Below are 22164 nucleotides of genomic sequence, written 5' to 3' on the forward strand. Positions count from 1 at the left end.
ACAGTGACGGGACCTCTTGCACAGGCTCCTATCAGGTCACGAACGCCCAGCAGGTGAGTGCAGGAACGGGTCACCCGGGCAAGTCGACGAATCCCTAGGACACCACGGTCAGTCAGAGGGTGAGTCAGACCGGCCGGGTGACCCGCTCCCACATCATCACTGTCAGGGGGCCTGGTCGGGGGAGCGGGTGAGGACGAACGTGGCGATGTCGAGTGCGACCGCCTCGCCGGAGTCGTCGCGGACGACGGTGAGGACCTCCCCGTCCTGCGGGCCGGACCGGCCCCGCCAGCGGTCCGGCCCCTGCGGGGTGAAGCGGAGCGGCGGGCCGCCCATCGGCCCACCCACCAGGTCACCGGCCGGATCGGCGCGGAACTCGTACTCGATGCCCATCCACCACCAGCGGCCGGTCAGCTCGGCCGCGTCGGCGGCGGGGGGAGCGGCCGGGCGCCACGGGGCGGGCGCGGGCGGCTCGGCGTCCAGCACCCGGGTGAGCACGTCGCGGGCCATCCCCACGACGTGGTGCCCGCGCAGCCCGTACGCGTTGGCGAAGTCCACCACCGCGGTCCGGGTGGGGCGGTGCACCACCAGGCCGGCGACGAAGCCGGGCATCGACCCGCCGTGGCCCACGTACACCCGGTCGCCGACCCGGTAGAGCTCCACACCGAGGCCGTGGCCGCCGGTCCACGAGTCCAGGTCGCTGATCGCCACCGGGACACACATCTCGGTCAGCGTGGCCGGGTCGAGCAGTGCCGGGTCCGGGTCGGCGAGGAACGCCGCCCAGCGGGCCAGGTCCTGGACCGTCGACCAGAGCTGCCCGGCCGGCGCCATCGCCCCGGTGTCGGTCAGCGGCTCCTCGCGCAGCGTCTGGTGCCACGGGTGCACGACGAAGCCGCGGGCGTACGGCTCGGTCGGCAGCACGGTGGTGCGGCGCATGCCGAGCGGGGTCAGCAGCCGCTCGGTCAGCAACGCGCTCCACGGGGTGCCGGTGATCCGTTCCAGCGCGCCGCCGAGCAGTCCGTACGCCAGGTTGGAGTAGTGGTAGACCCGGTGCGGCGGGTGGGCGATCTTGTTCGGGGTCAGCCCGGCGAGCAGCGTGTCGAGGTCGGTGCCGTCGGCGCGTTCCCACCATCCGCCGTCCGGCTCGCGTTGCAGCCCGCTGGCGTGCCCGAGCAACTGGCGCACGGTGAGCGCGCCGACCGGGGTGCCGGGCAGGTGCTTGTCGAGCGGGTCGTCGAGGGTCAGTCGCCCGGCGTCGCGCTGCTGCATCACCAGCACGGCGGTCATGGTCTTGGTGATCGAGCCGATCCGGTACTGCGTGTCGACGTGAGGGCGGGGCTGTTCGCCGGCGACGGACACGTGTGCCAACTCGCCGTCGCGGACCACGCCGAGGGCGACCGACGGCCCGCGTCCGTCCGCCTGGGCGTGGGCGACCAGCAGGTCCACCTGACGTGCGGTCTCGGGCAGCAGAGCCATCTCGTCCTCCTCGTCGCCGTCGGCCCGGCCAGCCTAGCGATCATGACAGTTCGATGACACGTGCTCCGACGTGTCACGATTGGCCACGTGGACGCCGTGTTCTGGATCGTTCTGGGTGTGGTATTGGCGGTCGCCGAGATCTTCACGACGACGCTCTTCCTGATCATGTTCGGGGTCGGGGCGTTCGCCGCGGCCGGCGCCGCGGCGCTCGGCGCGCCGGTGGCGCTCCAGGCGGTGATCTTCGCGGTGGTCTCGGCGCTGTCCCTGGCGCTGGCCCGGCCGGCGCTCCGCCGCAACGCCCGGTCGGCGCTGGAGAACGGCGAGCAGCCGTTCGGCGTCGAGGCCATCGAGGGGGCCAGCGCGGTGGTGCTGGAGCCGGTGGACGCCGACCGCGGCATGGTCAAGATCGACGGCGAGTTGTGGACGGCCCGTTCGTTCGACGCGACGCGGGCGTACGCCGTCGGCGCACGGGTGCAGGTGATAAAGGTCCGGGGCGCGACCGCCCTGGTCTGGCAGGACGACATTTCCGCCCCGGGCGAGCTGCCCGAAGCGAGAGGGTGAAGATATGGAGTTTGCAGCGGTCCTGTTGATCGCCGTGGCGGTGATCGTCGTGGTGACCCTGGCCAAGGCGGTGCGGATCGTGCCGCAGCAGCGCCAGGACGTGGTGGAGCGGCTCGGCAAGTACAAGCGCACCCTGAGCCCGGGCCTCAACCTGCTGGTGCCGTTCGTCGACGCGGTGCGCACCAAGGTCGACATGCGTGAGCAGGTGGTCAGCTTCCCGCCGCAGCCGGTGATCACCTCGGACAACCTGGTCGTCTCGATCGACACCGTCCTCTACTTCAAGGTGGTCGACTCGGTCCGGGCCACCTACGAGATCTCCAACTTCCTCCAGGCGATCGAGCAGCTCACCGTCACCACGCTGCGTAACGTGATCGGCTCGCTGGACCTGGAGCGCGCGCTGACCAGCCGCGAGGAGATCAACCGGCACCTGTCCGGCGTGCTGGACGAGACCACCGGCCGCTGGGGCATCAAGGTGACCCGGGTCGAGATCAAGGCGATCGAGCCGCCGCCGAGCATCCGCGACTCGATGGAGAAGCAGATGCGCGCCGAGCGGGACCGCCGCGCCGCCATCCTCAACGCCGAGGGGCACAAGCAGTCCCAGATCCTCACCGCCGAGGGTGAGAAGCAGGCCGCGGTGCTGCGCGCCGACGGTGACCGGCAGGCCCGGATCCTCCAGGCGGAGGGTCAGGCCAAGGCGATCCGTACCGTCTTCGACGCGATCCACACCGCCAACCCGAGCCAGAAGGTGCTCGCCTACCAGTACCTCCAGGCGCTGCCGCAGATCGCCAACGGCACCGCCAACAAGGTCTGGATCGTGCCGACCGAGCTGACCCGGGCCCTGGAGGGCATGGGCGGCGCGTTGGGCGGGCTGGCGAACATGGTCGGCGACCAGCCGTCGCCGGAGGCCGCCCGGACCGCCAGCGAGGTCGAGCGGGAGGCCGCCGAGGCGGCCCAGGCCGCGGCCGTCGCCGCCCAGGAGATCCACGACGAGGTACGCGTGGCGGAGGCGCAGGCCACCGGCGGCAACACGGCGAAGGGCCTGCCGGCCCCGGAGCCGGTGGCCCCGGAATCCCTGCTCAACGATCCGGTGGACCAGCGCGAACGGGGCTGACCCGGCAAATCCGAGAATCGCTCATCCGGCGCCCCGGCGCCTGCCACCATCGGTCTCAGGACGGGTGGTGACCAGGGCCGGGGCGTCGTTGCGCGTACCGGGCCACCCGTGGCGCGAGCGAGGTGGCGCATGACGGAACCGGCGAACCGGCTCTTCTCCCGTACCCCGGTCCCCGGCGCGCACGACCCCGGCGGACCGCTCGGCTCCCGGCGCACCGGTGGGGGGTTCCGGGTCCTGCCGTTCGTCTCCGAACCGGGGCCGGGGGCCCCGGCCACGGACGCGAGCTGGGCCTGGTCCGTCCGGCGGTTCGCCCGCGCGGCGGTCTGGCTGCTCCCGGCGTACGCGGTCCTCTACGGCGTGGTGGCGATGGCCAGTGACGGCGGGGTGGGCAACGACCCCTACCCGGCCGACGGCCAGCCGCTCTATCTGGTGGGCTGGGTGCTGTCGGTCTGGCTGGGGTTGCTGGCCCTGCTCGCGCTCACCGGCCTGCTCGCGGCCACCCGCTGCCGCCGCGTCGCGCTGGCCGGGCTGCTGGCCAGCATCGGCGGCATGGTGCTGATGCTGCCGTTCGCCGGACTGGCCGAGCAGACGCCGGTGTTCGGCCTGACCGCGCGCGGCATCGTGCTGTTCGGGGCCACCTGCTACAGCGCGGGCTGGTTGCTCACCGGCTGGTCGGTGGCCCGCTCCGGGATGTTCTCCTACGGCGACGGCACCATGCTGATGATCGCCGCGCCCCTGCTCGGCCTGGGCGGCGCGCTGATCGGCTCGTTGCAGACGTTCGGCGCGATCTTCGTGCTGGTCGCCGGCATCGGCATCGGCTACCGCAGCGGCCGGCTGGTCCCGGAGACCATCGCCCGCGACGCCGCCAGCGCCAGCGTCGCCACGCCCGCCGGGCCGGGTGGAGGCGGTGCGGTCCCCGGGGCCGGCGGCGGCCCGCTCGCCGCCGGCCGACCGGGCGCTGCCTAGCGCCAGCTCCACCGCTGGTTGTCGGCGGAGCCGCAGCTCCAGAGCACGATCTTCGTGCCGTTGGCGGTGGCCGCCCCCGACGCGTCGACGCACAGGCCGGACTGCACGCCCCGGATCGTCCCGTCGCTGTTGACGGTCCACTGCTGGTTCGCCTGACCGTTGCAGTCCCAGATGACCACCCTCGTGCCGTTCGCGGTGCCGGCGCCGTACGCGTCCAGGCACTTGTTGCCGTAGACCATGAGCTGCCGGCCGGTGGTGTACGTCCAGGTCTGGTTGTTCGCGCCGGTGCAGTCCCACAGTTGGGCCTGGGTGCCGTTGGCGGTGGCGAAGTTGTTGATGTCCAGGCAGCGGCCGGACTGCCGGCCGACAAGCGTGCCGGTGCGGTTGCCGCCGCCGGGGTTCTCGGTGCCGGTGACGACGAGCAGGACGGCCTCGCGGGCGGGCACGCTCGCGGTGTAGCTGGTCGTACGGGTCCCCAGGTCGGTGGCGCTCCACACGTTGCGCACGGTCGCGCTGGCACCGAGCCCGAGGTCGGCGAAGCGGGTCGTGACGTTGGCGGTGGCGCCGGTGCGGTTGAGCAGCAGGACCGCCCGCCGGCCGGTGGCGGCGAGCACCTTGCTGTAGACCTGGAGGCCGGCGGCGTCCTCGGCGACCTTGACGCCCTGCCGGCTCAGCGGGTCCTGGTCGATGGCGACGACCTCCGGGTTGCCCAGGATGGCCCGGGTCTCCGCGGACATGGTGGTGAGGTTGTTGCCGGCGAGCAGCGGGGCGCCGGAGATCGCCCACAGGCTCAGGTGGGTGCGGTTCTGGGCCGCGCTGAACCCGGGCATCCCGGCGACCAGCATGTCCGGGTCGTTGTAGTGGCCGACGCTCTGGGCGGCGGGATGCTGCGCGGAGTCGAAGTTGGCCAGCACGCGGTCCATCGACGGCTGCTGGCCGTAGTAGATGATGTCCCCGCTGGTGCGCCACATGGTGGACATGCCGGGGGCCCAGTCCCACGGGTTCTGCACGCCCCAGTTGCAGACCGACAGCACCATCGGCCGGCCGGTCTGCGCGGTGGCCCGGCTGATCGAGTCGCTGATGGCCTGGTACGCGGTCCGGGGGTTGAGCCCCTCGGCGGCGCCGCCGCACCAGTCGACCTTGACGAAGTCGAAGCCCCACCGGGAGAACGCCAGGAAGTCCTGGTCGTAGTGTCCCTCGCTGCCCGATCCGGGGGCGGCGGGCCGGCCGGTGGGGTAGTAGTACCCGCAGCCGTCCCGGCCGGCGTCGGTGTAGATGCCTGCTTTCAGCCCCTTGCTGTGGATGTAGTCCGCGATGGCCGTCATGCCGCCGGGCCACTCGGCGGTGTCCACGGTGATGTTCCCGGCCGCGTCCCGGGTGCCCTGCCACCAGCCCTCGTCGATGTTCACGTACTGGTAGCCGGCGGCGGCCAGGCCGCTGGACACGAGGCTGTCGACCTGCGCCTTGATCACGTTGTAATTGATCTTCGCGGCGAACGTGTTCCACGACGCCCACCCCATGGGTGGCCGGCTGACCACCGGGTCCGCCGCGGCTGCCGCCGCCGGGGTCTCGTCGGTCGTCGCCCGGGTCGCGCCCGCCGAGGCGCTGGCCGGCGTGGTCCCGCCGGCCAGCGTCGAGGCCAGCGCCAGGGCCACGGCCACCACCGCCCGTACGGTCGGCCCGCTGACTGCTCTCATCTGATGTCGCCTTCCGTTTCGGGGATGTTGCCGTCCGGTGCGCACCCCGTCAGTGTTAGCGTTAACATCGCTGTCTGTCAATTGCTGTCCGCGTTGTCCGGTCCCGGACCGGACAACGGCCCCCAGAGGCCACCCGACGCCGCGAAGGCGCTGGCAGTCCCCGGTGAATTAGCTGACAACCCGTTACCGGAGGTGGTCGGATCGCGACTTTCGTGGCAATCCTTGGCTCCATGCCGTCTCCCCGGTCGCCGCTGTCGCGGCTGTTCACCGTGCTGCTCGCGGGCCTGCTCGCCGGGCTCGTCCTGGCGCTCGCCGCGCTCCCGACCGGCCTGCTCGGCGGGTTCGTCGCCAAGGCGAGCCTCGGCGCGTACGCGGAGCTGCCCGACGCGCTGCGCACCCCCGCGCAGCCGCAGCGCTCCTACCTCTACGCCAACGACGGCAAGACGCTGATCACCACGTTCTACGACGTGAACCGCACCGACGTGCCGCTGGCCGAGATCGCGCCGGTGATGCGCCAGGCGATCATCTCGGCCGAGGACCGGCGGTTCTACTCGCACGGTGGCGCCGACCTGCGCGGCATCGCCCGCGCGCTGGTCGCCAACGTGAAGGGCGGCGGCACCGAGCAGGGCGGCTCCACGCTGACCATGCAGTACGTCCGCAACGTGCTCAAGACCGACCCCACCCGCACCGCCGAGGAGCGGCAGGCCGCCACCGAGCAGACCGTCGGGCGCAAGCTCCAGGAGATCCGGTACGCGAACGCGCTGGAGCAGTCGCTGTCCAAGGACGAGATCCTCAACCGGTACCTCAACATCGCGTACTTCGGCTCCGGCGCGTACGGCGTCGCCGCCGCGAGCCAGCGCTACTTCGGCAAGGCGCCGGCGGACCTGACGCTCGGCGAGGCGGCGCTGCTCGCCGGCCTGGTCCAGTCGCCCGACGAGTACAGCCCGATCGACGGCGACAAGGACGCGGCGCTGGCCCGCCGGGCGTACGTGCTCGACTCGATGGCCGAGACCGGCGCGGTAACCGCCGCGCAGGCGGCGGCGGCCAAGGCCGAGCCGCTGAGGCTGCGCCCGACCGCCCAGCCCAACGGCTGCACGGCGACCGCGCAGGGTCACGACGACTGGGGCTTCTTCTGCGACTACCTGCGCCAGTGGTGGCTCACCCAGCCGGCGTTCGGTGACACCGCCGACGAGCGCGAGCAGGCGCTGCGCCGCGGCGGCTACCGGGTTGTCACCACGCTCGACCCGAAGATCCAGCAAACCGCGCAGGCGCAGGCCACCAAGGTCTACGGGTACGACGACAAGCGCGCGCTGCCGATCGCGGCGGTCGAGCCCGGCACCGGTCGGGTGCTCGCCATGGCGGTCAACCGGCACTACAGCCTCGCCGGCAACCCGGACGGGCAGGCCAACCACCCGAACACGGTCAACCCGTTGATCTCCGGCGGCGCGAGCGTGGACGGTTACCAGGCCGGGTCGACGTTCAAGCTGTTCACCATGCTGGCCGCGCTGGAGGCCGGCAAGCCGCTCGCCACCGGCTTCGACGCGCCGGCCAAGCTGCCCACCCGGTACGCCTCCGACGCCGAGGGCAACTGCGACGGCATGTGGTGCCCGGGCAACGCCAACCCGGAGTGGATGGACGGCTACCGGATGATGTGGGACGGCTTCGGCCGCTCCGTCAACACGTACTTCGTCTGGCTGGCCGAGCAGGTCGGCGAGGACAAGGTGGTGGAGATGGCGCAGCGTCTGGGCATCACGTTCCGGGCCGACTCCGACGCCGCGTTCGCCCGGAACAACGCCGCCAACTGGGGCGCGTTCACGCTCGGCGTGGCCGCCACCACCCCGCTCGACCTGGCCAACGCGTACGCGACGGTGGCCGCCGAGGGCACGTACTGCACGCCGCTGCCGGTGGTCTCGGTCACCGCGCCCGACGGCGACGCGGTCGACGTGGGGCAGCCGAACTGCAAGCAGGTGCTCGAACCCGACGTGGCCCGGGCGGCCACCGACGCGGCCCGCTGCCCGGTGGGCCAGCAGTCGGCGTACGGGCAGTGCAACGGCGGCACCGCCACCGGCGTCGGCGGGATCGTCGACCGGCCGGTGGCCGGCAAGACGGGCAGCTCGGAGCGGAACGCCACCGAGACGTTCGTCGGGTTCACCCCGCAGGTGGCCGTGGCCGGCATCGCGGCCAACCCGGACGACGCGACCGACCTGGTCGGCTCCGCGGTGCAGGCGAAGGTGATCGACGCGGTGGCCCGGACCATCAAGGCGGCGGTCGCCGGCAAGCCGGTGAAGGACTTCACCGCCCCGAGCCGCGAGCTGGCCGGCAACCCGCAGCGCCCCCAGCCGCGCCCGCAGCCCCAGCAGCCCACCCAACCCCGCCCCGACACCCGCAACCTCCCCTCCGACGTCCTCCGCTGGCTCCAGGGCCGGGGGTAAGGCCGGGCCCCCGCTTAACGCCTCCGGTAGAGAAGGGGCCCCTTCTCACCTGAACCGGGGCGGTGAGTCGGATCCGGTGCGGCGGCTCCGACCCACCGGTGAGCGCGTCCGAGACCGGGCGCACCGGTGAGTGGAGGAGCGCGGCATGGGCAAGGTCATCTACTGGGTGCACCAGTCGGTCGACGGCTTCGTCGAGGGACCGAACGGCGAGTTCGACTGGCCGGCGATGGGGGACGAGCTGTCCGCGTACTCCCTGGAGCTGGCCGGGCGGGCCGGCGCGTTCGGGTACGGACGGCGGGTGTGGGAGCTGATGGCCGGCTACTGGCCGCAGGTGGAGTCGATCTCCGACCACCCGCACGACCTGGCGTTCGCGCCGATCTGGCGGCGTACCCCGAAGGTGGTCGTGTCCCGCACGCTCGCCGCGGCCGACCACGGCGCCCGGGTGATCGGCGGCGGCGACCTGGCGGCGGAGCTGGCCGAGGTGCGGGCCGGGCTCGACGGCGACCTGCTGGTCACCGGCGGCACCGGCGCGGCGGCGGCGCTGGCCGCGCTCGGGCTGGTCGACGAGTACCAGGTGATCGTGCACCCGGTGCTGCTCGGTGGCGGGAAGCGGTTGCTGCCCGGCCTCGACCGGCAGGCCCTGCGGCTGGTCGCCACGCGCGGCTTCGACGGCCGGTCGGTGCTGCTGCGCTACGAACGGGCGTGACCGGCCGGCGGCGAGCATCCCGACCGGGCGGCGGGAACGGTCAGCGACCGCGCCGGCGGGGCCGGTAGGTGGCCACGGTGGCGGGCAGGCCACGCCGGAGGATGCCCGCCCGGTCGCTGTCGCCGCGCAGCAGCGCGGCGGCCGTCTTGCCGGCCTGCTCGGCGGTGAAGTGCGGCGGCAGCATCAGCTCCGCCGGGTCCACCACCGCGTTGACCACCACCGGCCGGTCCGCGCCGAGCACCCGTGGCCACAGGTCGGGCACCTGCTCGGGCGCGTCGACCAGCTCGCCGCCGAGCCCCAGCACCTCCGCCCAGCGGTGGTACGCCACGTCCGGCAGGTCCTGGCTGTCCGGGAACCGCGGCGTGCCCTCGCCGGAGCGCTGCTCCCAACTGACGAACGACAGGTCCCGGTTGTTGAGCACCAGCACCACGAACCGCGGGTCCGCCCACTCCCGCCAGTACTTCGCCACCGTGATCAGCTCGTTGACGCCGTTCATCTGCATCGCCCCGTCACCGAGCAGCGCGATGACCGGACGGTCCGGGTGGGCGAACTTCGCCGCCAGCGCGTACGGCAGGCCGCCGCCCATGGACAGCAGCGTGCCGGAGAGGCTGGCCAGCATGCCGGGCCGGACCCGCAGGTGCCGGGCGTACCAGGCGGTGGCCGTGCCGCAGTCCACGGCGAGCATGGCGTCGTCGGGCAGCGCGTCGTCGAGCGTGGCGAACAGCGACTGCGGGTTGACCGGGTCGGCCGGCTGGCCGGCCAGTTCCCGCTGGGCGGCCCGCCACTTGCCGGTGGCATCGGCGATGGTGGCCCGCCAGGCGGTCGGCGCCGGGCCGGGGCCCAGCTCGTCCAGGAGGGCCCGCAGCGTCGGGCCGGCGTCGCCGGTCAGGTTCACCTCGGTCGGATAGCGCAGCCCCAACCGGCTGCCGTCCCGATCGATCTGCACCGCCCGGGCCTGCCCCTCCGGCGGGTAGAACTCCGAGTACGGCATCTGGCTGCCGACGATCAGCAGCCGGTCGCACTCCTGCATGAGCTGCCAGCTCGGGCGCGTGCCGAGCAGGCCGATCGCGCCGGTCACCCAGGGCTGCCGGTGGTCCACGGCGGCGAAGCCGAGCAGCGCGGTGGCCACCCCGGCGCCGAGCCGGTCGGCGATCCGGCGTACCTCGTTCTCCGCGCCGAGCGCGCCCTGCCCGACCAGCATGGCCACCCGCTCGCCGCCGCGCAGCACCTCGGCCGCGCGGCGTACGTCGGCCTCCGGCGGCACGGTGGGCGGGCTGCTCGGCACCGCGCTGGTGTGGTAATAGCCGTGCGCGTGCGGCGGCTGCGGCACCGCCGGTTCGTCCTGCACGTCGGAGGGAAGGACCAGGGCGGTCACGGTACGCCGCGCGAGCGCCGTGCGGCAGGCCCGGTCCACCAGGTGCCGGACCTGGGACGGGTCGTCGAGCTGGGCCAGGAAGCCGCCGGCCACGTCCTTGTAGAGCGAGAGCAGGTCCACCTCCTGGTAGTAGCCGCCGCCCTCGGCGGGCAGCGCGGTGTGCCCGAGCAGCGCCACCACCGGCTGGTGGTCGAGCTTGGCGTCGTAGAGGCCGTTGAGCGCGTGGATCGCCCCCGGACCGCTTGTCACCACCACGCAGCCCAGCGGCCCGCCGCCGTACTTGACGTGCGCGCCGGCGGCGAAGCCGGCGGTCTCCTCGTGGCGTACCTGGATGAACCGGGCGCGCCCCTCGGCGCGTTGCAGCGCCGACGTCAGGCCGTTGATGCCGTCCCCGGGATAGCCGTAGTAGCGGTGCACGCCCCACTCGGCGAGCCGGGCCACGATGTGATCGGCCACGGTGGCGCCGCGGGGCAGCCGGCCGTCGTCGGGGTGGTCCGCGCCCATCGTGGTGGTCCCTCCGTCGGTGTCCGCTTCCCCGGCTCCGTTCCCCGCCTCGGGCGGCGGAAACCCGGCCCGCGCCGGGGGACGGGTCGGGGCACCGGGCAGAATCGTCGGGTGCCCGTCCACGAGATCACCGACCCCGACGACGACCGGATCGCCGACTACCGCGCGTTGACCGACGTGGAGCTGCGGACCCGCTGGGAGCGCCCGCACGGGTTGTTCATCGCCGAGGGGGAGCTGGTGCTGCGGCGGGCGCTGCGGGCCGGTTACCCGGCCCGGTCGTACCTGGTCGACGCGAAGCGGGCGGACCAGCTCGCCGACCTCGACACCGGCGACGCGCCGGTGTACGCGGCCACGCCGGCGGTGCTCCAGCGGGCCACCGGCTTCCACGTGCACCGGGGCGTGCTGGCCTCGTTCCACCGCAAGCCGCTGCCGTCGACGGACGAGGTGCTGGCCGCCGCCCGCCGGGTGGTGGTGCTGGAGGACGTCAACAACCACACCAACCTGGGCGCGATCTTCCGGGCCGTGGCGGCGCTCGGAGTGGACGCCGTGCTGCTGTCGCCGACCTGCGCCGACCCGCTCTACCGACGCAGCGTCCGGGTCAGCATGGGCGAGGTGTTCGCGGTGCCGTACGCGAAGCTGGAGCCCTGGCCGGGCGGGCTGGACCGGGTGCGCGCGGCCGGCTTCACGGTGCTGGCCCTGACGCCGGCGCCGGACGCGGTGCCGATCCAGCGGCTGACCGCCGACCAGCGGGCCCGCGCGGCGTTGCTGCTGGGCGCGGAGGGCGCCGGGCTGACGGCGGCGGCGATGGCCGCCAGCGACGTACGCGTGGTCATCCCGATGCGTCGGGGCGTGGATTCGCTCAACGTCGCCGCCGCGACCGCGGTGGCCTGCTGGGAACTCGGCCGCGACGACCCACTGTGACCGTCGCTTGCATGACCATGCGGCTTGGTGCATAATCTTCCTGTGTCCAAGGTCCTCACCTCCCTGCCCACCGGCGAACGTGTCGGCATCGCCTTCTCCGGCGGCCTCGACACCTCGGTCGCGGTCGCGTGGATGCGCGACAAGGGCGCCGTGCCCTGCGCCTACACCGCCGACATCGGCCAGTACGACGAGCCCGACATCGCCTCGGTGCCCGGCCGCGCGCTCAGCTACGGCGCCGAGATCGCCCGGCTGGTCGACTGCCGAGCCGCCCTGGTCGAGGAAGGTCTCGCGGCGCTGACCTGCGGGGCGTTCCACATCCGCTCGGGCGGGCGGGCCTACTTCAACACCACCCCGCTCGGCCGGGCCGTCACCGGCACGCTGCTGGTGCGGGCGATGGTCGCCGACGACGTCCAGATCTGGGGCGACGGCTCGACGTTCAAGGGCAACGACATCGAGCGGTTCTACCGGTACGGCCTGCTGGCCAACCCGCAGCTGCGCATCTACAAGCCGTGGCTCGACACCGCCTTCGTCACCGAACTCGGCGGGCGCAAGGAGATGTCGGAGTGGCTGCTCGACCGCGACCTGCCCTACCGGGACAGCACCGAGAAGGCGTACTCCACCGACGCCAACATCTGGGGCGCCACCCACGAGGCGAAGACGCTTGAGCACCTGGACACCGGCATCGAGACGGTCAGCCCGATCATGGGCGTCCGGTTCTGGGACCCGACGGTGGAGATCCCCACCGAGGACGTCACGATCGGCTTCGACCAGGGCCGCCCGGTGACCATCAACGGCAAGGAGTTCGGCAGCCCGGTCGACCTGGTGCTGGAGGCGAACGCCATCGGCGGCCGGCACGGCCTGGGCATGTCCGACCAGATCGAGAACCGGATCATCGAGGCGAAGAGCCGGGGCATCTACGAGGCGCCCGGCATGGCGCTGCTGCACGCCGCGTACGAGCGGCTGGTCAACGCCATCCACAACGAGGACACCCTGGCCAACTACCACACCGAGGGCCGTCGCCTCGGCCGGCTGATGTACGAGGGACGCTGGCTCGACCCGCAGGCGCTGATGCTGCGCGAGTCGTTGCAGCGCTGGGTCGGCACGGCGGTCACCGGCGAGGTGACGTTGCGGCTGCGCCGGGGCGAGGACTACTCGATCCTGGACACCACCGGCCCGGCGTTCAGCTACCACCCGGACAAGCTGTCCATGGAACGCACCGAGGACTCGGCGTTCGGCCCGTCGGACCGGATCGGCCAGCTCACCATGCGCAACCTGGACATCGCCGACTCGCGGGCCAAGCTGGAGCAGTACGCCTCGCTCGGCATGGTCGGCGGCACCGCCCCGCAGCGGATGGTCGGCGCCGCGCAGGCGGCCTCGACCGGCCTGATCGGCGCGATGCCCGAGGGCGGCGCGGAGGCCATCGCCTCCCGGGGCGTCCCCTCCGCGGAGGACGAGTGGCTCGACCGCGCCGCGATGGAGTTCGGCGTCGACTGAACGGGGACCGCACGGACGGGGCTTCGGTTCCGGTGGTGACGCAGGGTAGCGTGTCGCCCGTGTTCCCTACCGTGCGTGAGGTGCTCGGCCTGGTGCCGGTGCGCCACGGCGCGCCGCGCCTGGTCGCCGGCGACGCCGGGCTGGACCGCCCGGTGCGGTGGGTGCATGTCACCGAGGTGCCGGACATCGCCACCCTGCTCGGTGGTGGCGAGCTGGTGCTGACCACCGGCATCGGGCTGCCCGCCGACGACGCCGGGCTGCGCGCTTTCGTCGGCGACCTGGCCGACGTCGGGGTCTCCGGGCTGGTCGTGGAGCTGGGCCGCCGCTACGTCGGCGGCGTGCCCCGGGTGATGGCCGCCGCCGCCGAACGGCGCGGACTGCCACTGGTCGAGCTGCGCCGGGCCACCCCGTTCGTGCGGATCACCGAGGCGGTGCACGCGCTGATCGTCGACGCCCAGCTCACCGAACTGCGGGCCACCGAGGAGATCCACCAGCGGTTCACCGAGCTGTCCGTGGAGGGTGCCGAGCCGGCCGAGGTGCTGCGGCAGGCCGCCGAGCTGGCCGGCTGCCCGGTGGTGCTGGAGAACCTGTCCCGGCAGGTGCTCGCGTACGACCCGGCGGGGGAGAACGCGGAACTGCTGCTGGACGGCTGGGAGCAGCACTCCCGCCGGATCCGGCCGGCCGGGCGGACCGCGTACGACCCGGACAGCGGCTGGCTGGTCACCACCGTCGGCGCGCGGGGGCAGGACTGGGGTCGGCTGCTGCTGCGCTGGCCGGCGGCCGAGGCCGCGCCGCCCACCCGGCTCACCATCCTGATCGAGCGGGCCGCCTCCACGCTCGCCCTGGGCCGGCTGATCCGCCGCGACGCCGAGGGCCTGGAACGACAGATCCACCGGACGCTGCTGACCGCGCTCATCGACCACTCCCGCCCGGTGGACGAGGTGGCGCTGCGGGCCAAGGCGCTCGGCGTCACGCTGGACCGCCGGCACCTGGTCGGCGTGGTGGTCCGGCACCGCAGCGACGACCCGGCCGGGGACGTCGGGCCGGACGGCCACGACGATCCCGCTACGGCGCGCCGCCGTGATCCGGAGGCCGTCGGCCCGGAGGCCGGCCCGGCCCGGCTCCGCGATCTCGCCGAGGCGGTCGGCCAGGCCGTGCGCGAGGCCAACCTGACGGCGCTGACCAGCGCCGTCGACGACCACGCGGTCGGCGCGCTGCTGGCGCTGCCCGACCCGGCCGCCGAGGAGAGGGCGCTCGCCGCGTTCGCCGCCGCGTTGCGTCGGGTACGCCTCGACGCCGCCCCGCCCCGCCCGCCGACACCCCGCCCGGCCCGCCCGACGGACGGGGCCGGCCGGGCTGCGGCCACCGGGGGCGTGCGCCCGGTCGACGGGGCGGGTCGGGGTGCGGCTCCCGGCCCGACGCGCCCGGTCGACGGGACCGGCCGGGGCGGTGCCCCGGGGGTCGTGCGGCCGGTCGACGTGTCGGCCCGTCCGGCGGTCGTCGTGGCGGCCGGCTCGGGGGTGAGCAGCCTGCGCGAGGCACGCCGGTCGCTGGTCGAGGCGCGGCAGATCGCCGAGGCGGCCCGGCGGGACCCGCGTGACCTGCCCTGTTTCCGGCTGCCCCACGTCGGGCTGGCCGGCCTGCTGCACCTGCTGCGGGACGAACCCCGGTTGCAGACGTTCGTGGAACGGGAACTCGGCCCGTTGCTGACGTACGACGCGCAGCATCCCCGGGAGCAGTTGCTCGGCACGTTGCGGGCGTACCTGGAGCAGGGCCGCAACAAGTCGGCGGGCGCGGTGGCCGCGCACCTGTCCCGACCGGCGTTCTACGAGCGGCTGGCTCGGATCGGCCGCATCCTCGACGCCGACCTCGACTCGGTCGACCAGTGCCTCTCCCTGCACGTCGCCCTGCTGGCCCTGGACGCCGTCCGCACCCCCTAGCCCGAGTTGATCAAGGAGTTTGCGTCAGGAATTCGCGCCGCGATGACGCAAACTCCTTGATCAACGGCAATTGAGGGGTCAGGTGAGGGACTGGAGAGCCTTGGCGTAGGGGGTGGGGACGAAGGTCTCGGCGGTGGGGGTGAAGACGTCGGAGGTGGTGGCGGCCTGCCAGGCGGTGTCCGGCAGCGCCGCGACCAGGGCGCGCACCACCGGGGCGTCCCGCCACTGGTCCTGCTGCGCGAGCAGGCTCAGCGCCACCACCGACTCCTCCACCTCGCCGACGCACTCGAACGGCTTGTGCCCGTCCACGCCGAGCAGCTCCCGGTAGCCGGGGACCTGGGACTCGTCGGCCAGCAGGTCACCGCCGAAGATGCCGGTGAGCCGCTCGCGGGGCATGAACGGGGCCATGGCCAGGAACACGAAGCGGCACTTCGGGCAGTTCCGGCACCAGCGCTCGCTCGCGTCGTGCAGCTTGAACGCGGCGTTGCAGCTCGTCACCACCGCGTCGTACCGGTCGATCTCGGCGAACAGCCGGGCGATGTGCAGCTCGGACAGGGAACGCAGGAGCGAGAAGTACGGCTCGGTGAGCCCGGCGTGCTCGGCCAGCGCGGCCCGCAGCAGCCCCTCCGCCTCGACGCCCTTGGACCACTGGTGGTTGATCTCGTGGCCCTGCCAGACCAGGTTCGGGTCGGACGCGGAGCGCTCGTTCGACATCACCACCGGCCCGAGGTCGTGCAGCACGGCGGTGGCGACCGCGATCAGCGAGTTGATCGCGGTGACCGGGATGTGCCCGTTGCGGGCCCCGGCCCGGTTCAGCTCGAACAGCACCGGGTCGAGTCGCCGCCGGGCAGCGAGCGGCACCAGGTCGGACGCCTCGTTCACCGAGACGATCACGTGGTTCGGGTTGACCGAGAACGGCACCGGGTCGAGGCCGGCCCGGCGCAGCGCCTCCAGCGTGACGATGGAGTCCTTGCCACCGCCCACCGCCGACAGCGGACGCCGGTCGGAGTTGTCCCACGGCGCCGCCGACTCGACGGAACCGGCCGGGACCTCCGGGCGCAGCGTCAACACGTGCGGCAGCGCGTTGCGGTACGCGTACTCGGCGAGACCCTTGGTGTAGACGGCGGTGACCAGCTCGACAGCGGCGGAGCCCAGCGGCGCCGGCAGCACCAGCCGGGGCGGCGCGGCGGCCTTGTAGTAGCTGACGCCGGCGACCACGTGCAGCAGCTCCAGGACCCGGGCCAGCCGCGCCGCGACGGCGTCGGAGACCGGCTCCGCCGGCAGCGGAAGCGTGATCACCTCGGTGAACCGCTGATCGCCGTCGGGGCCGGTCAGGGCGTAGTCGAACAGAACCTCACCGGTGGCGAAGTCGATCGAGTACGACGGGAAGGTGAAGGCGGCCATCCGTCCGAGCTGTCCGTTAAGCACAGGTCATACTAGTCCGGACCCACCGGGACGCGAGCAAGGAGATTCAACGTGCGCCTGTCTGACCTGCGCGGACGCTCTGTGGCGATCTGGGGTACGGGGCGTGAGGGCATGGCTGCCGCCCGAGCGGTCGCCGCGCACGGTCCGGCCGGTCTCGTCGCGGTGGACGACCGGGCGAACTTCCTGTCGCTGCCCTGGGAGGGGGCGCTGGCCGAGGCCGCCCCACTGGTCACCGGCGAGCAGGGGCGGCACGCGCTCACCGCCGCCGACGTGGTGGTCCGTTCGCCGGGCGTGCCGCAGACCCACCCGTGGATGATCGAGCTGCGGCAGCGCGGCATCCCGGTGACGCAGGGCACCGCGCTGTGGATGGCCGACCACGCCGACCGGACCGTCGGGGTGACCGGCAGCAAGGGCAAGAGCACCACCTCCAGCCTGGTCAGCCATCTGCTGGTCGCCGTCGGCCGGCCGAACGTGTTCGGCGGCAACATCGGCGTGCCCACGCTGGAGCTGCCCGACGCGGAGCTGTACGTGCTGGAACTCTCCAGCTACCAGTGCAGCGACCTGACCGACTCGCCACGGATCTCCGTGGTCACCGCGTTGTTCCCGGAGCACCTGGACGCGCACGGCGGGGAGCGGGAGTACTACCGGGACAAGCTGAACCTGCTGGCGCACGGACCGGACGCCGTGGTGGTCAACGGGGCGGACCCCCGGCTCGCCGAGGAACTCGGCGACCGGCCGGCGGTCCGCGCCGGCTCGCCGGACACCACCCACGTGGCGACCGGCCCGGACGGCACGCCCTGGTTCCACCTGCGGGACACGCCGCTCTTCCCCCGCGCGGTGCTGCCGCTTGTCGGCCGGCACAACGAGGGCAACCTCTGCGTCGCGCTCGCCGTGCTCGACGTGCTCGACGTGGACGTGGCGGCGTACAAGGACACGCTGGCCGTCGCGGTCGCGGAGTTCCAGGGGCTGGCCCACCGGCTCACCGAGATCCCCGACCCGTCCGGGCTCACCTTCGTCGACGACACGCTCGCCACCAGCCCGTACGCGGCCATGCACGCCATCGACGCGTACGACGGGCGGCCGTTGACGGTCATCCTGGGCGGCACCGACCGGGGGGTGGACTACGCGCCGCTCCGCGACCACCTGGCCGAGCGGGAGATCGCCGTGATCGGCATCCCGGACAGCGGCCCGCGGATCATCGAGGCGCTGGCCGGACTGTCGGGCGTGCGGTGCGAGATCGTCGACGACCTGTCCGACGCGGTGCGCCGGGCCCGCAAGATCACCCCGGCCGGCGGGGTCGTGCTGTTGTCGCCGGCCGCGCCCAGCTACGGCCGGTTCCGCAACTTCGAGCACCGGTCGGAGGCGTTCCGCGAGGCCATCGCGGAGACGGCGGCTCACTGATCGGTCTCCCCCGTCTGCGGGCGTTCCGACAATCGGATTCCGGCAGTCGCGTTAGCGGATAACTGACACCTTTTCGCGGCACGCGATCGGGATGTTTTTTGATGAGCTGAATCGCTCGGACCCATCAACCTGACGGTGGATGGCAAGCGTTCACGTGCGCCTCTAATCTCTCAGACGCGCATCGAGCAGCTCATTCTTGATCATTCCCCTCGATCGGAAGAGGAGCCGTCCCGCTTATGTGGACCCTTGAGGAAATGGAAGCGATCTGCCGTGCCCTGCGCGCGGAGTCCGAGCGTCGGGAAGAGCCTGACGTCGGTCGCCGCGCCGCCGACGAGGCACTCGTCGAGGCAATCGAGAGGGAGGTGCGGGAGTATCGGGAGTGGTACGCCAAGCACCGTGCGTCCGAGTCCATCGAGGACTCCGTCGAGCCCCCCGACGAGCTGCGGGAGCGCCTGTGGTTGATCGGATGGATGATCTACGAGGCGAGCTGGCAGATCGTCCAGTGGGCGCGGCCAGAGGACGAGGGTGCCGAGATCAACGTGCGGGCCGCTCGGCTCGTACGGCAATTGGCAGAGATCGCTGGCATGCTTCCATGGCCGCATTTTGCGCCGCGTGCCCTCGGCGCGATCCGCGCCCACGCGCTCGTTTCCTCCAAGCGAGACACGGCTCAGGGCTACAACGAGGCATTTCTGCTGCACAAGGATGCCCGAGAACGCTACGAGCGCTATATCGAAAATCACGGGCGGGCCCCTGGTCGCGAACAGGAACTGCTGGGCCTGGAGGAGATCTTCGTTCAGCTCGTGCTGGCCGAGACCGGCACCGCCTGCCGCACGGCCGAGCGGATCATCGGCCGGTGGCAGGAAGAGATCGAGAAGGACGAGCGCGAGCAGCAGTGGACCGCTGACGATGAGGAGCACTGGGTCGAGATGCTGTACCGGCAGCTCTCCCTCGGCGTCGTCATCGGCGAGGAGGCGCTGGACAGGGTCGCCGAGGTCGAACGAGCGTACGGCCTCGCCAAACGGGTGGACCGGAGCCGGCTCACTCTGCGCACCGCTTTCCGGAACCCCGGCATCATGACCGCGCGGGCCGCCCTGCACCTGTTGCCACTGACCTACGAGATGGAGGCCCTCGGGTTGAGTCCCGGCTCCGACTACGAGGACTGGGCCGAGGCACGGGAGGCCACCATCCGGCGCTTCGTCAAGGCTTATCAGGCGATCGAGAAGGAGATCCTCGACGAGCAGGGCAATCCGGTTCCGCTGATCACCGACCACCGACGCTCGGTCGCCCAGCTCCGGCTCAACGCCGCGCTCGTACTGCCCGGTCTCGACCTCCCTTCAGCTTTGACGTTCGCCGACTTCCTCGAGCGCAACCCGCTCGACGACGAAGCGGTCGAGGCGCTGTCGAACTGGCTCGCCGAGGTGGACTCCGCCGGAAAGATCAACGGGAACACGAACGCTATCGGCAGCGCGACGATGCCCGCGTTCCTCCGGGGCGTCGCCGCCTGCCGCGCCGAGCGGGGCGTCTCCGTCGGCTATCAGGAGTGGCGCCAGTCGTGGCTGAAGCTTGACCGCTACATCGCCGACGACGGGCGCGCCGAGCGAGTGGCGCGTGCGCTGGCGGACTACTGACCCGGATCAGTTGATGGCGACCTCCGCAAGCTGCTGCGGGGACGGCCGTCGGACGGTGAGCGGGGTGGCAGCCGGCGGTGCTGCCACCCCGCCGATCCCCCGAGCGCGGCAAGGCGCACCGGGTCAACGCGTGTAGGCGGCGAACAGCGTCCAGGCGATGTCTGGCCAACGACCCTTCACCCAATGAAGTTGTGCGTCGTGGAGGGCGACGTCGAGTCGAGTGCCGTTCGTCCGGCTCCTGCGGACGATCTCTGCCGCGGCCCTGCCGGCCGAGTAGTCGGGCACCTCATCGATGCACGCCACCACCTGTTCCGCGCCGCCCGCCAGCGCCGCCATGACGAAGTTCAGCGGTTCGGCGTGCTCGATGTTCACCAGCCGGCCGACCTTGCAGGACACGATGAGGAGCGACTGTGGCCAATGCAGGGTGAGCGCCCTTCCCGCGCTGATCGGCGCGCCGGGCAGCAGGAGCGTCTGGCCGAGACCCTCGCCTTCACCGTGCGAGGCGACGTGCGCGTAGCGCCAATGCCCCCTACGGGACAGGGTGTCCGCGAGCGTTCGCGGCAGGTCGGTCGGCCGTCGGCCCAGTTCCAACGCGCACTCGACAAGCGGGACGTGCCCGTCGTCCCGTAGGCGGATGCCCCAGGCGGCGCGCTCACTCTCGACATTCAGGTCGATGCCTCCTTCCGCCTTCGGTACCAGGTGGATCAGGGCGGGGCCACTCGCGGGCGCGGTCGACGGACCGGACAGACAGGTGAGCACTGGCGTCTGCGTGATGACGGCTCGTTCCACCAGCCGGGTGTTCGTGTCGATCCCCAGCGCGCCCCACGGCATCAGACTGAGCGCCGAGTGCGCCGAGATGACCAGCGTGACGGGCGCCTCGGCCACGGCGAGGCCGTCGCGCAGCGACCGGGGCAGGAGTTGCTCGCCGAGTGCCGGCCAGTCGACCCCGGCGGACAGGACATCGGTCAGGGCAACCGTCGCCGGCTCAACTGCGGTGAGGAACGCCGAGAGCGCCGCACCGCTCGCGAGATGGTCGAACGACAGTCCGCCGCTCGGCTCGACGAGGGTCCGGAACCAGGTGGCCTCGCCGGTGACCGTGTCGGGCAGGCTGACGTAGTCGAGGGCGTAACGGTGGCCGACTGCGTCGATCACACGGGCGATGTTTGCCGGAACCGGCACGACGACATCCGCGAGCAGCGGCGAGACCGCCTGTTCGATGCGCTGCCGCAGGTCGTCGAGGCGCTTCTCGTTCTCCGCGGCGGCACCGCCGAGCTGTGGACCGGACTCGGCCTCGACCACCTGATCGAGCAGACTGCGCAGTCGTCGACCCTTCCACCATCTGTTCTCCACGTCGAAGCGGTCCGCGCGCATCCGACCGGCGAAGCCGGACTGCTTCGCCGACAGCGCCACCCGTAGCCCCAACTCGGCGGCCTGCCGGCCGTTCAGCGCGGCGGCTGCGCGGGCGATGTCGCCGTAGACGCGTCGGATCGCCGCAGCCAGTGGGCTGCCGGACCGGGAGATCACCCGCCACCGGTCCCGGATCCCCTCGATGGTCCGTAGCGCCTCGTCGAGGTGGTCGATGACGCGATTGACCGTCGGCAGGGTGGGCCCGTGGCCGTCGACCAGCAGCTCCGCTCGCGCCAGCGACAGCAGGAGGTCCTCGACGTCGTAACGGGCGGCGCGCCGGCCGGTGCGGTGCAGATAGCGATGGGCCCGGGCCAACTGGCTCGCGGCCTCGTCGAGGTCGCCCTCTGCCCAAGCTGCGAGCGCGAGCGTGTATTCGATGCGATGACGGCTCACGTACTCGCTCGCCGCGACCGCCTTCCAGTAGCCTTCCTCGATCGCCTCGCGGAGCATCGTCCGGACCTCTGCCACCCGGCCGCATAGCAGATAGCTGGCGGACAGCTCGAAATGGAAGGCGGCGCGAAGGATGTCGGCGCCGGTGCCGACGAACTCTTTGTCGCCCCGCTCGACCAAGTCGATGGCCGCCGCGTAGTCGCCGCCGATCCGCAGATCCCGGCCGGCGTGGTAAAGGATGATCCGACCCTGGTAGAGGTCTCGGTCGACGGGATCGCCCGCCAGGGTCTCGCGGGTGGCCGCCAGTTCGGCGACCGCCTGGGTGTGAAAGGTTCCCACGTCGACGTCGTGGATGGCTCCTGGGTGGAGCTTGAGCAGACGGCAGAGCCGGACGATGACCCCTGCGTTGTCCCGCGCGAGCTGGGCGACGGACGAGCAGTCCGATTCGACCGCCGCATTGCGGGCGGTGTACCAGTACATCCGCAGGGCTTCGGAGAACAGTTCGCTCTCGTGCCGGAAAACGTGTTCGTCGGTCATGCCTTCGCGCACGATGTCGACGGCCGCTTCCGCCTCTCGGGCCAACATCATCAGATCATCGCGTGCGAGGACCCGGCGGACCGCATCGGGTAGGGCGCCATTGACGGGCATCGGCCGAGTATTGAAGCGGCGCACGATGGCGTCAATCGTGCGATCGGAGTCCCGGGTAGTCAGGTTGCCGATACTCCGGAGCCAT

The 22164-nt window shown here is 72.3% G+C and carries 15 protein-coding genes; 10 read left to right on the forward strand and 5 right to left on the reverse strand.

All coding sequences use genetic code 11. From position 1 onward, the window contains the following. Positions 1 to 162: 162 nt before the first annotated feature. A complete protein-coding gene (locus AB0B02_RS30985; protein WP_357306430.1) occupies positions 163 to 1473 on the reverse strand; it encodes a serine hydrolase domain-containing protein in 1311 nt (436 codons plus the stop codon). Between the two features lie 87 nt (positions 1474 to 1560). On the opposite strand from AB0B02_RS30985, the gene AB0B02_RS30990 reads away from it, so the two are divergent. From AB0B02_RS30990 to AB0B02_RS31000, 3 genes are all read left to right on the forward strand, one after another. After that, entirely contained in the window at positions 1561 to 2034 is a 474-nt protein-coding gene (locus AB0B02_RS30990) for an NfeD family protein (RefSeq protein ID WP_281938728.1), read from the forward strand. A gap of 4 nt (positions 2035 to 2038) precedes the next feature. Then, positions 2039 to 3145 carry an SPFH domain-containing protein gene (locus AB0B02_RS30995; protein WP_281938730.1) on the forward strand — a complete coding sequence of 369 codons (1107 nt, stop codon included), beginning with the start codon at positions 2039 to 2041 and terminating at the stop codon, positions 3143 to 3145. 129 nt (positions 3146 to 3274) lie between these two features. Continuing rightward, positions 3275 to 4111, forward strand: coding sequence for a hypothetical protein (locus tag AB0B02_RS31000; protein ID WP_357306435.1), 837 nt, complete (start codon positions 3275 to 3277; stop codon positions 4109 to 4111). Here the strand turns inward: AB0B02_RS31000 and AB0B02_RS31005 are convergent. Then, positions 4108 to 5808 carry an RICIN domain-containing protein gene (locus AB0B02_RS31005; protein WP_357306438.1) on the reverse strand — a complete coding sequence of 567 codons (1701 nt, stop codon included), beginning with the start codon at positions 5806 to 5808 and terminating at the stop codon, positions 4108 to 4110. The genes AB0B02_RS31000 and AB0B02_RS31005 overlap by 4 nt on opposite strands. A gap of 230 nt (positions 5809 to 6038) precedes the next feature. Between AB0B02_RS31005 and AB0B02_RS31010 the strand changes: the two genes are divergently transcribed. Continuing rightward, positions 6039 to 8240: a transglycosylase domain-containing protein gene (locus AB0B02_RS31010; protein WP_357306441.1), complete on the forward strand. Its 2202-nt coding sequence runs from the start codon at positions 6039 to 6041 to the stop codon at positions 8238 to 8240. Between the two features lie 145 nt (positions 8241 to 8385). Continuing rightward, positions 8386 to 8946 (forward strand): dihydrofolate reductase family protein, encoded by a 561-nt coding sequence (locus AB0B02_RS31015; protein WP_281938737.1) that lies wholly within the window; start codon positions 8386 to 8388, stop codon positions 8944 to 8946. Between the two features lie 40 nt (positions 8947 to 8986). On the opposite strand, the gene AB0B02_RS31020 is transcribed toward AB0B02_RS31015, so the two are convergent. Continuing rightward, a complete protein-coding gene (locus tag AB0B02_RS31020; RefSeq protein WP_357306445.1) occupies positions 8987 to 10825 on the reverse strand; it encodes a thiamine pyrophosphate-requiring protein in 1839 nt (612 codons plus the stop codon). Positions 10826 to 10936: 111 nt separating this feature from the next. Between AB0B02_RS31020 and AB0B02_RS31025 the strand changes: the two genes are divergently transcribed. From AB0B02_RS31025 to AB0B02_RS31035, 3 genes are read left to right on the forward strand one after another with little or no spacing between them, the layout of a single operon-like run. Beyond that, complete coding sequence (locus AB0B02_RS31025) at positions 10937 to 11746, forward strand: RNA methyltransferase (RefSeq protein WP_357306448.1); 810 nt, start codon at positions 10937 to 10939, stop codon at positions 11744 to 11746. Positions 11747 to 11788: 42 nt separating this feature from the next. Next, entirely contained in the window at positions 11789 to 13240 is a 1452-nt protein-coding gene (gene argG / locus AB0B02_RS31030) for an argininosuccinate synthase (RefSeq protein ID WP_281938741.1), read from the forward strand. 50 nt (positions 13241 to 13290) lie between these two features. Then, the gene (locus tag AB0B02_RS31035) at positions 13291 to 15180 is read left to right on the forward strand and encodes a PucR family transcriptional regulator (RefSeq protein WP_357306452.1); all 1890 of its coding nucleotides are present in this window, start codon (positions 13291 to 13293) and stop codon (positions 15178 to 15180) included. Positions 15181 to 15258: 78 nt separating this feature from the next. On the opposite strand, the gene AB0B02_RS31040 is transcribed toward AB0B02_RS31035, so the two are convergent. Further along, positions 15259 to 16608: a hypothetical protein gene (locus AB0B02_RS31040; RefSeq protein WP_281938745.1), complete on the reverse strand. Its 1350-nt coding sequence runs from the start codon at positions 16606 to 16608 to the stop codon at positions 15259 to 15261. A 48-nt stretch (positions 16609 to 16656) separates the two neighbouring features. Between AB0B02_RS31040 and murD the strand changes: the two genes are divergently transcribed. Both murD and AB0B02_RS31050 read left to right on the forward strand, forming a co-directional pair. Then, positions 16657 to 18006 (forward strand): UDP-N-acetylmuramoyl-L-alanine--D-glutamate ligase, encoded by a 1350-nt coding sequence (murD, locus tag AB0B02_RS31045; protein ID WP_357306456.1) that lies wholly within the window; start codon positions 16657 to 16659, stop codon positions 18004 to 18006. Between the two features lie 254 nt (positions 18007 to 18260). Further along, complete coding sequence (locus tag AB0B02_RS31050) at positions 18261 to 19634, forward strand: hypothetical protein (RefSeq protein WP_357306460.1); 1374 nt, start codon at positions 18261 to 18263, stop codon at positions 19632 to 19634. A 123-nt stretch (positions 19635 to 19757) separates the two neighbouring features. On the opposite strand, the gene AB0B02_RS31055 is transcribed toward AB0B02_RS31050, so the two are convergent. Further along, positions 19758 to 22079 (reverse strand): CHAT domain-containing protein, encoded by a 2322-nt coding sequence (locus tag AB0B02_RS31055; RefSeq protein WP_357306463.1) that lies wholly within the window; start codon positions 22077 to 22079, stop codon positions 19758 to 19760. Positions 22080 to 22164 lie beyond the last annotated feature (85 nt).

This window comes from Micromonospora sp. NPDC049240 (assembly GCF_040647835.1).
Taxonomy (GTDB): domain Bacteria; phylum Actinomycetota; class Actinomycetes; order Mycobacteriales; family Micromonosporaceae; genus Micromonospora.

Coding starts and splice junctions, on each gene's coding strand:
- AB0B02_RS30985 (WP_357306430.1), bottom strand. CDS start 1,473: ATGGCTCTGCTGCCCGAGACCGCACGTCAGGTGGACCTGCTGGTCGCC.
- AB0B02_RS30995 (WP_281938730.1), top strand. CDS start 2,039: ATGGAGTTTGCAGCGGTCCTGTTGATCGCCGTGGCGGTGATCGTCGTG.
- AB0B02_RS31000 (WP_357306435.1), top strand. CDS start 3,275: ATGACGGAACCGGCGAACCGGCTCTTCTCCCGTACCCCGGTCCCCGGC.
- AB0B02_RS31005 (WP_357306438.1), bottom strand. CDS start 5,808: ATGAGAGCAGTCAGCGGGCCGACCGTACGGGCGGTGGTGGCCGTGGCC.
- AB0B02_RS31010 (WP_357306441.1), top strand. CDS start 6,039: ATGCCGTCTCCCCGGTCGCCGCTGTCGCGGCTGTTCACCGTGCTGCTC.
- AB0B02_RS31015 (WP_281938737.1), top strand. CDS start 8,386: ATGGGCAAGGTCATCTACTGGGTGCACCAGTCGGTCGACGGCTTCGTC.
- AB0B02_RS31020 (WP_357306445.1), bottom strand. CDS start 10,825: ATGGGCGCGGACCACCCCGACGACGGCCGGCTGCCCCGCGGCGCCACC.
- AB0B02_RS31050 (WP_357306460.1), top strand. CDS start 18,261: ATGGAAGCGATCTGCCGTGCCCTGCGCGCGGAGTCCGAGCGTCGGGAA.
- AB0B02_RS31055 (WP_357306463.1), bottom strand. CDS start 22,079: ATGCCCGTCAATGGCGCCCTACCCGATGCGGTCCGCCGGGTCCTCGCA.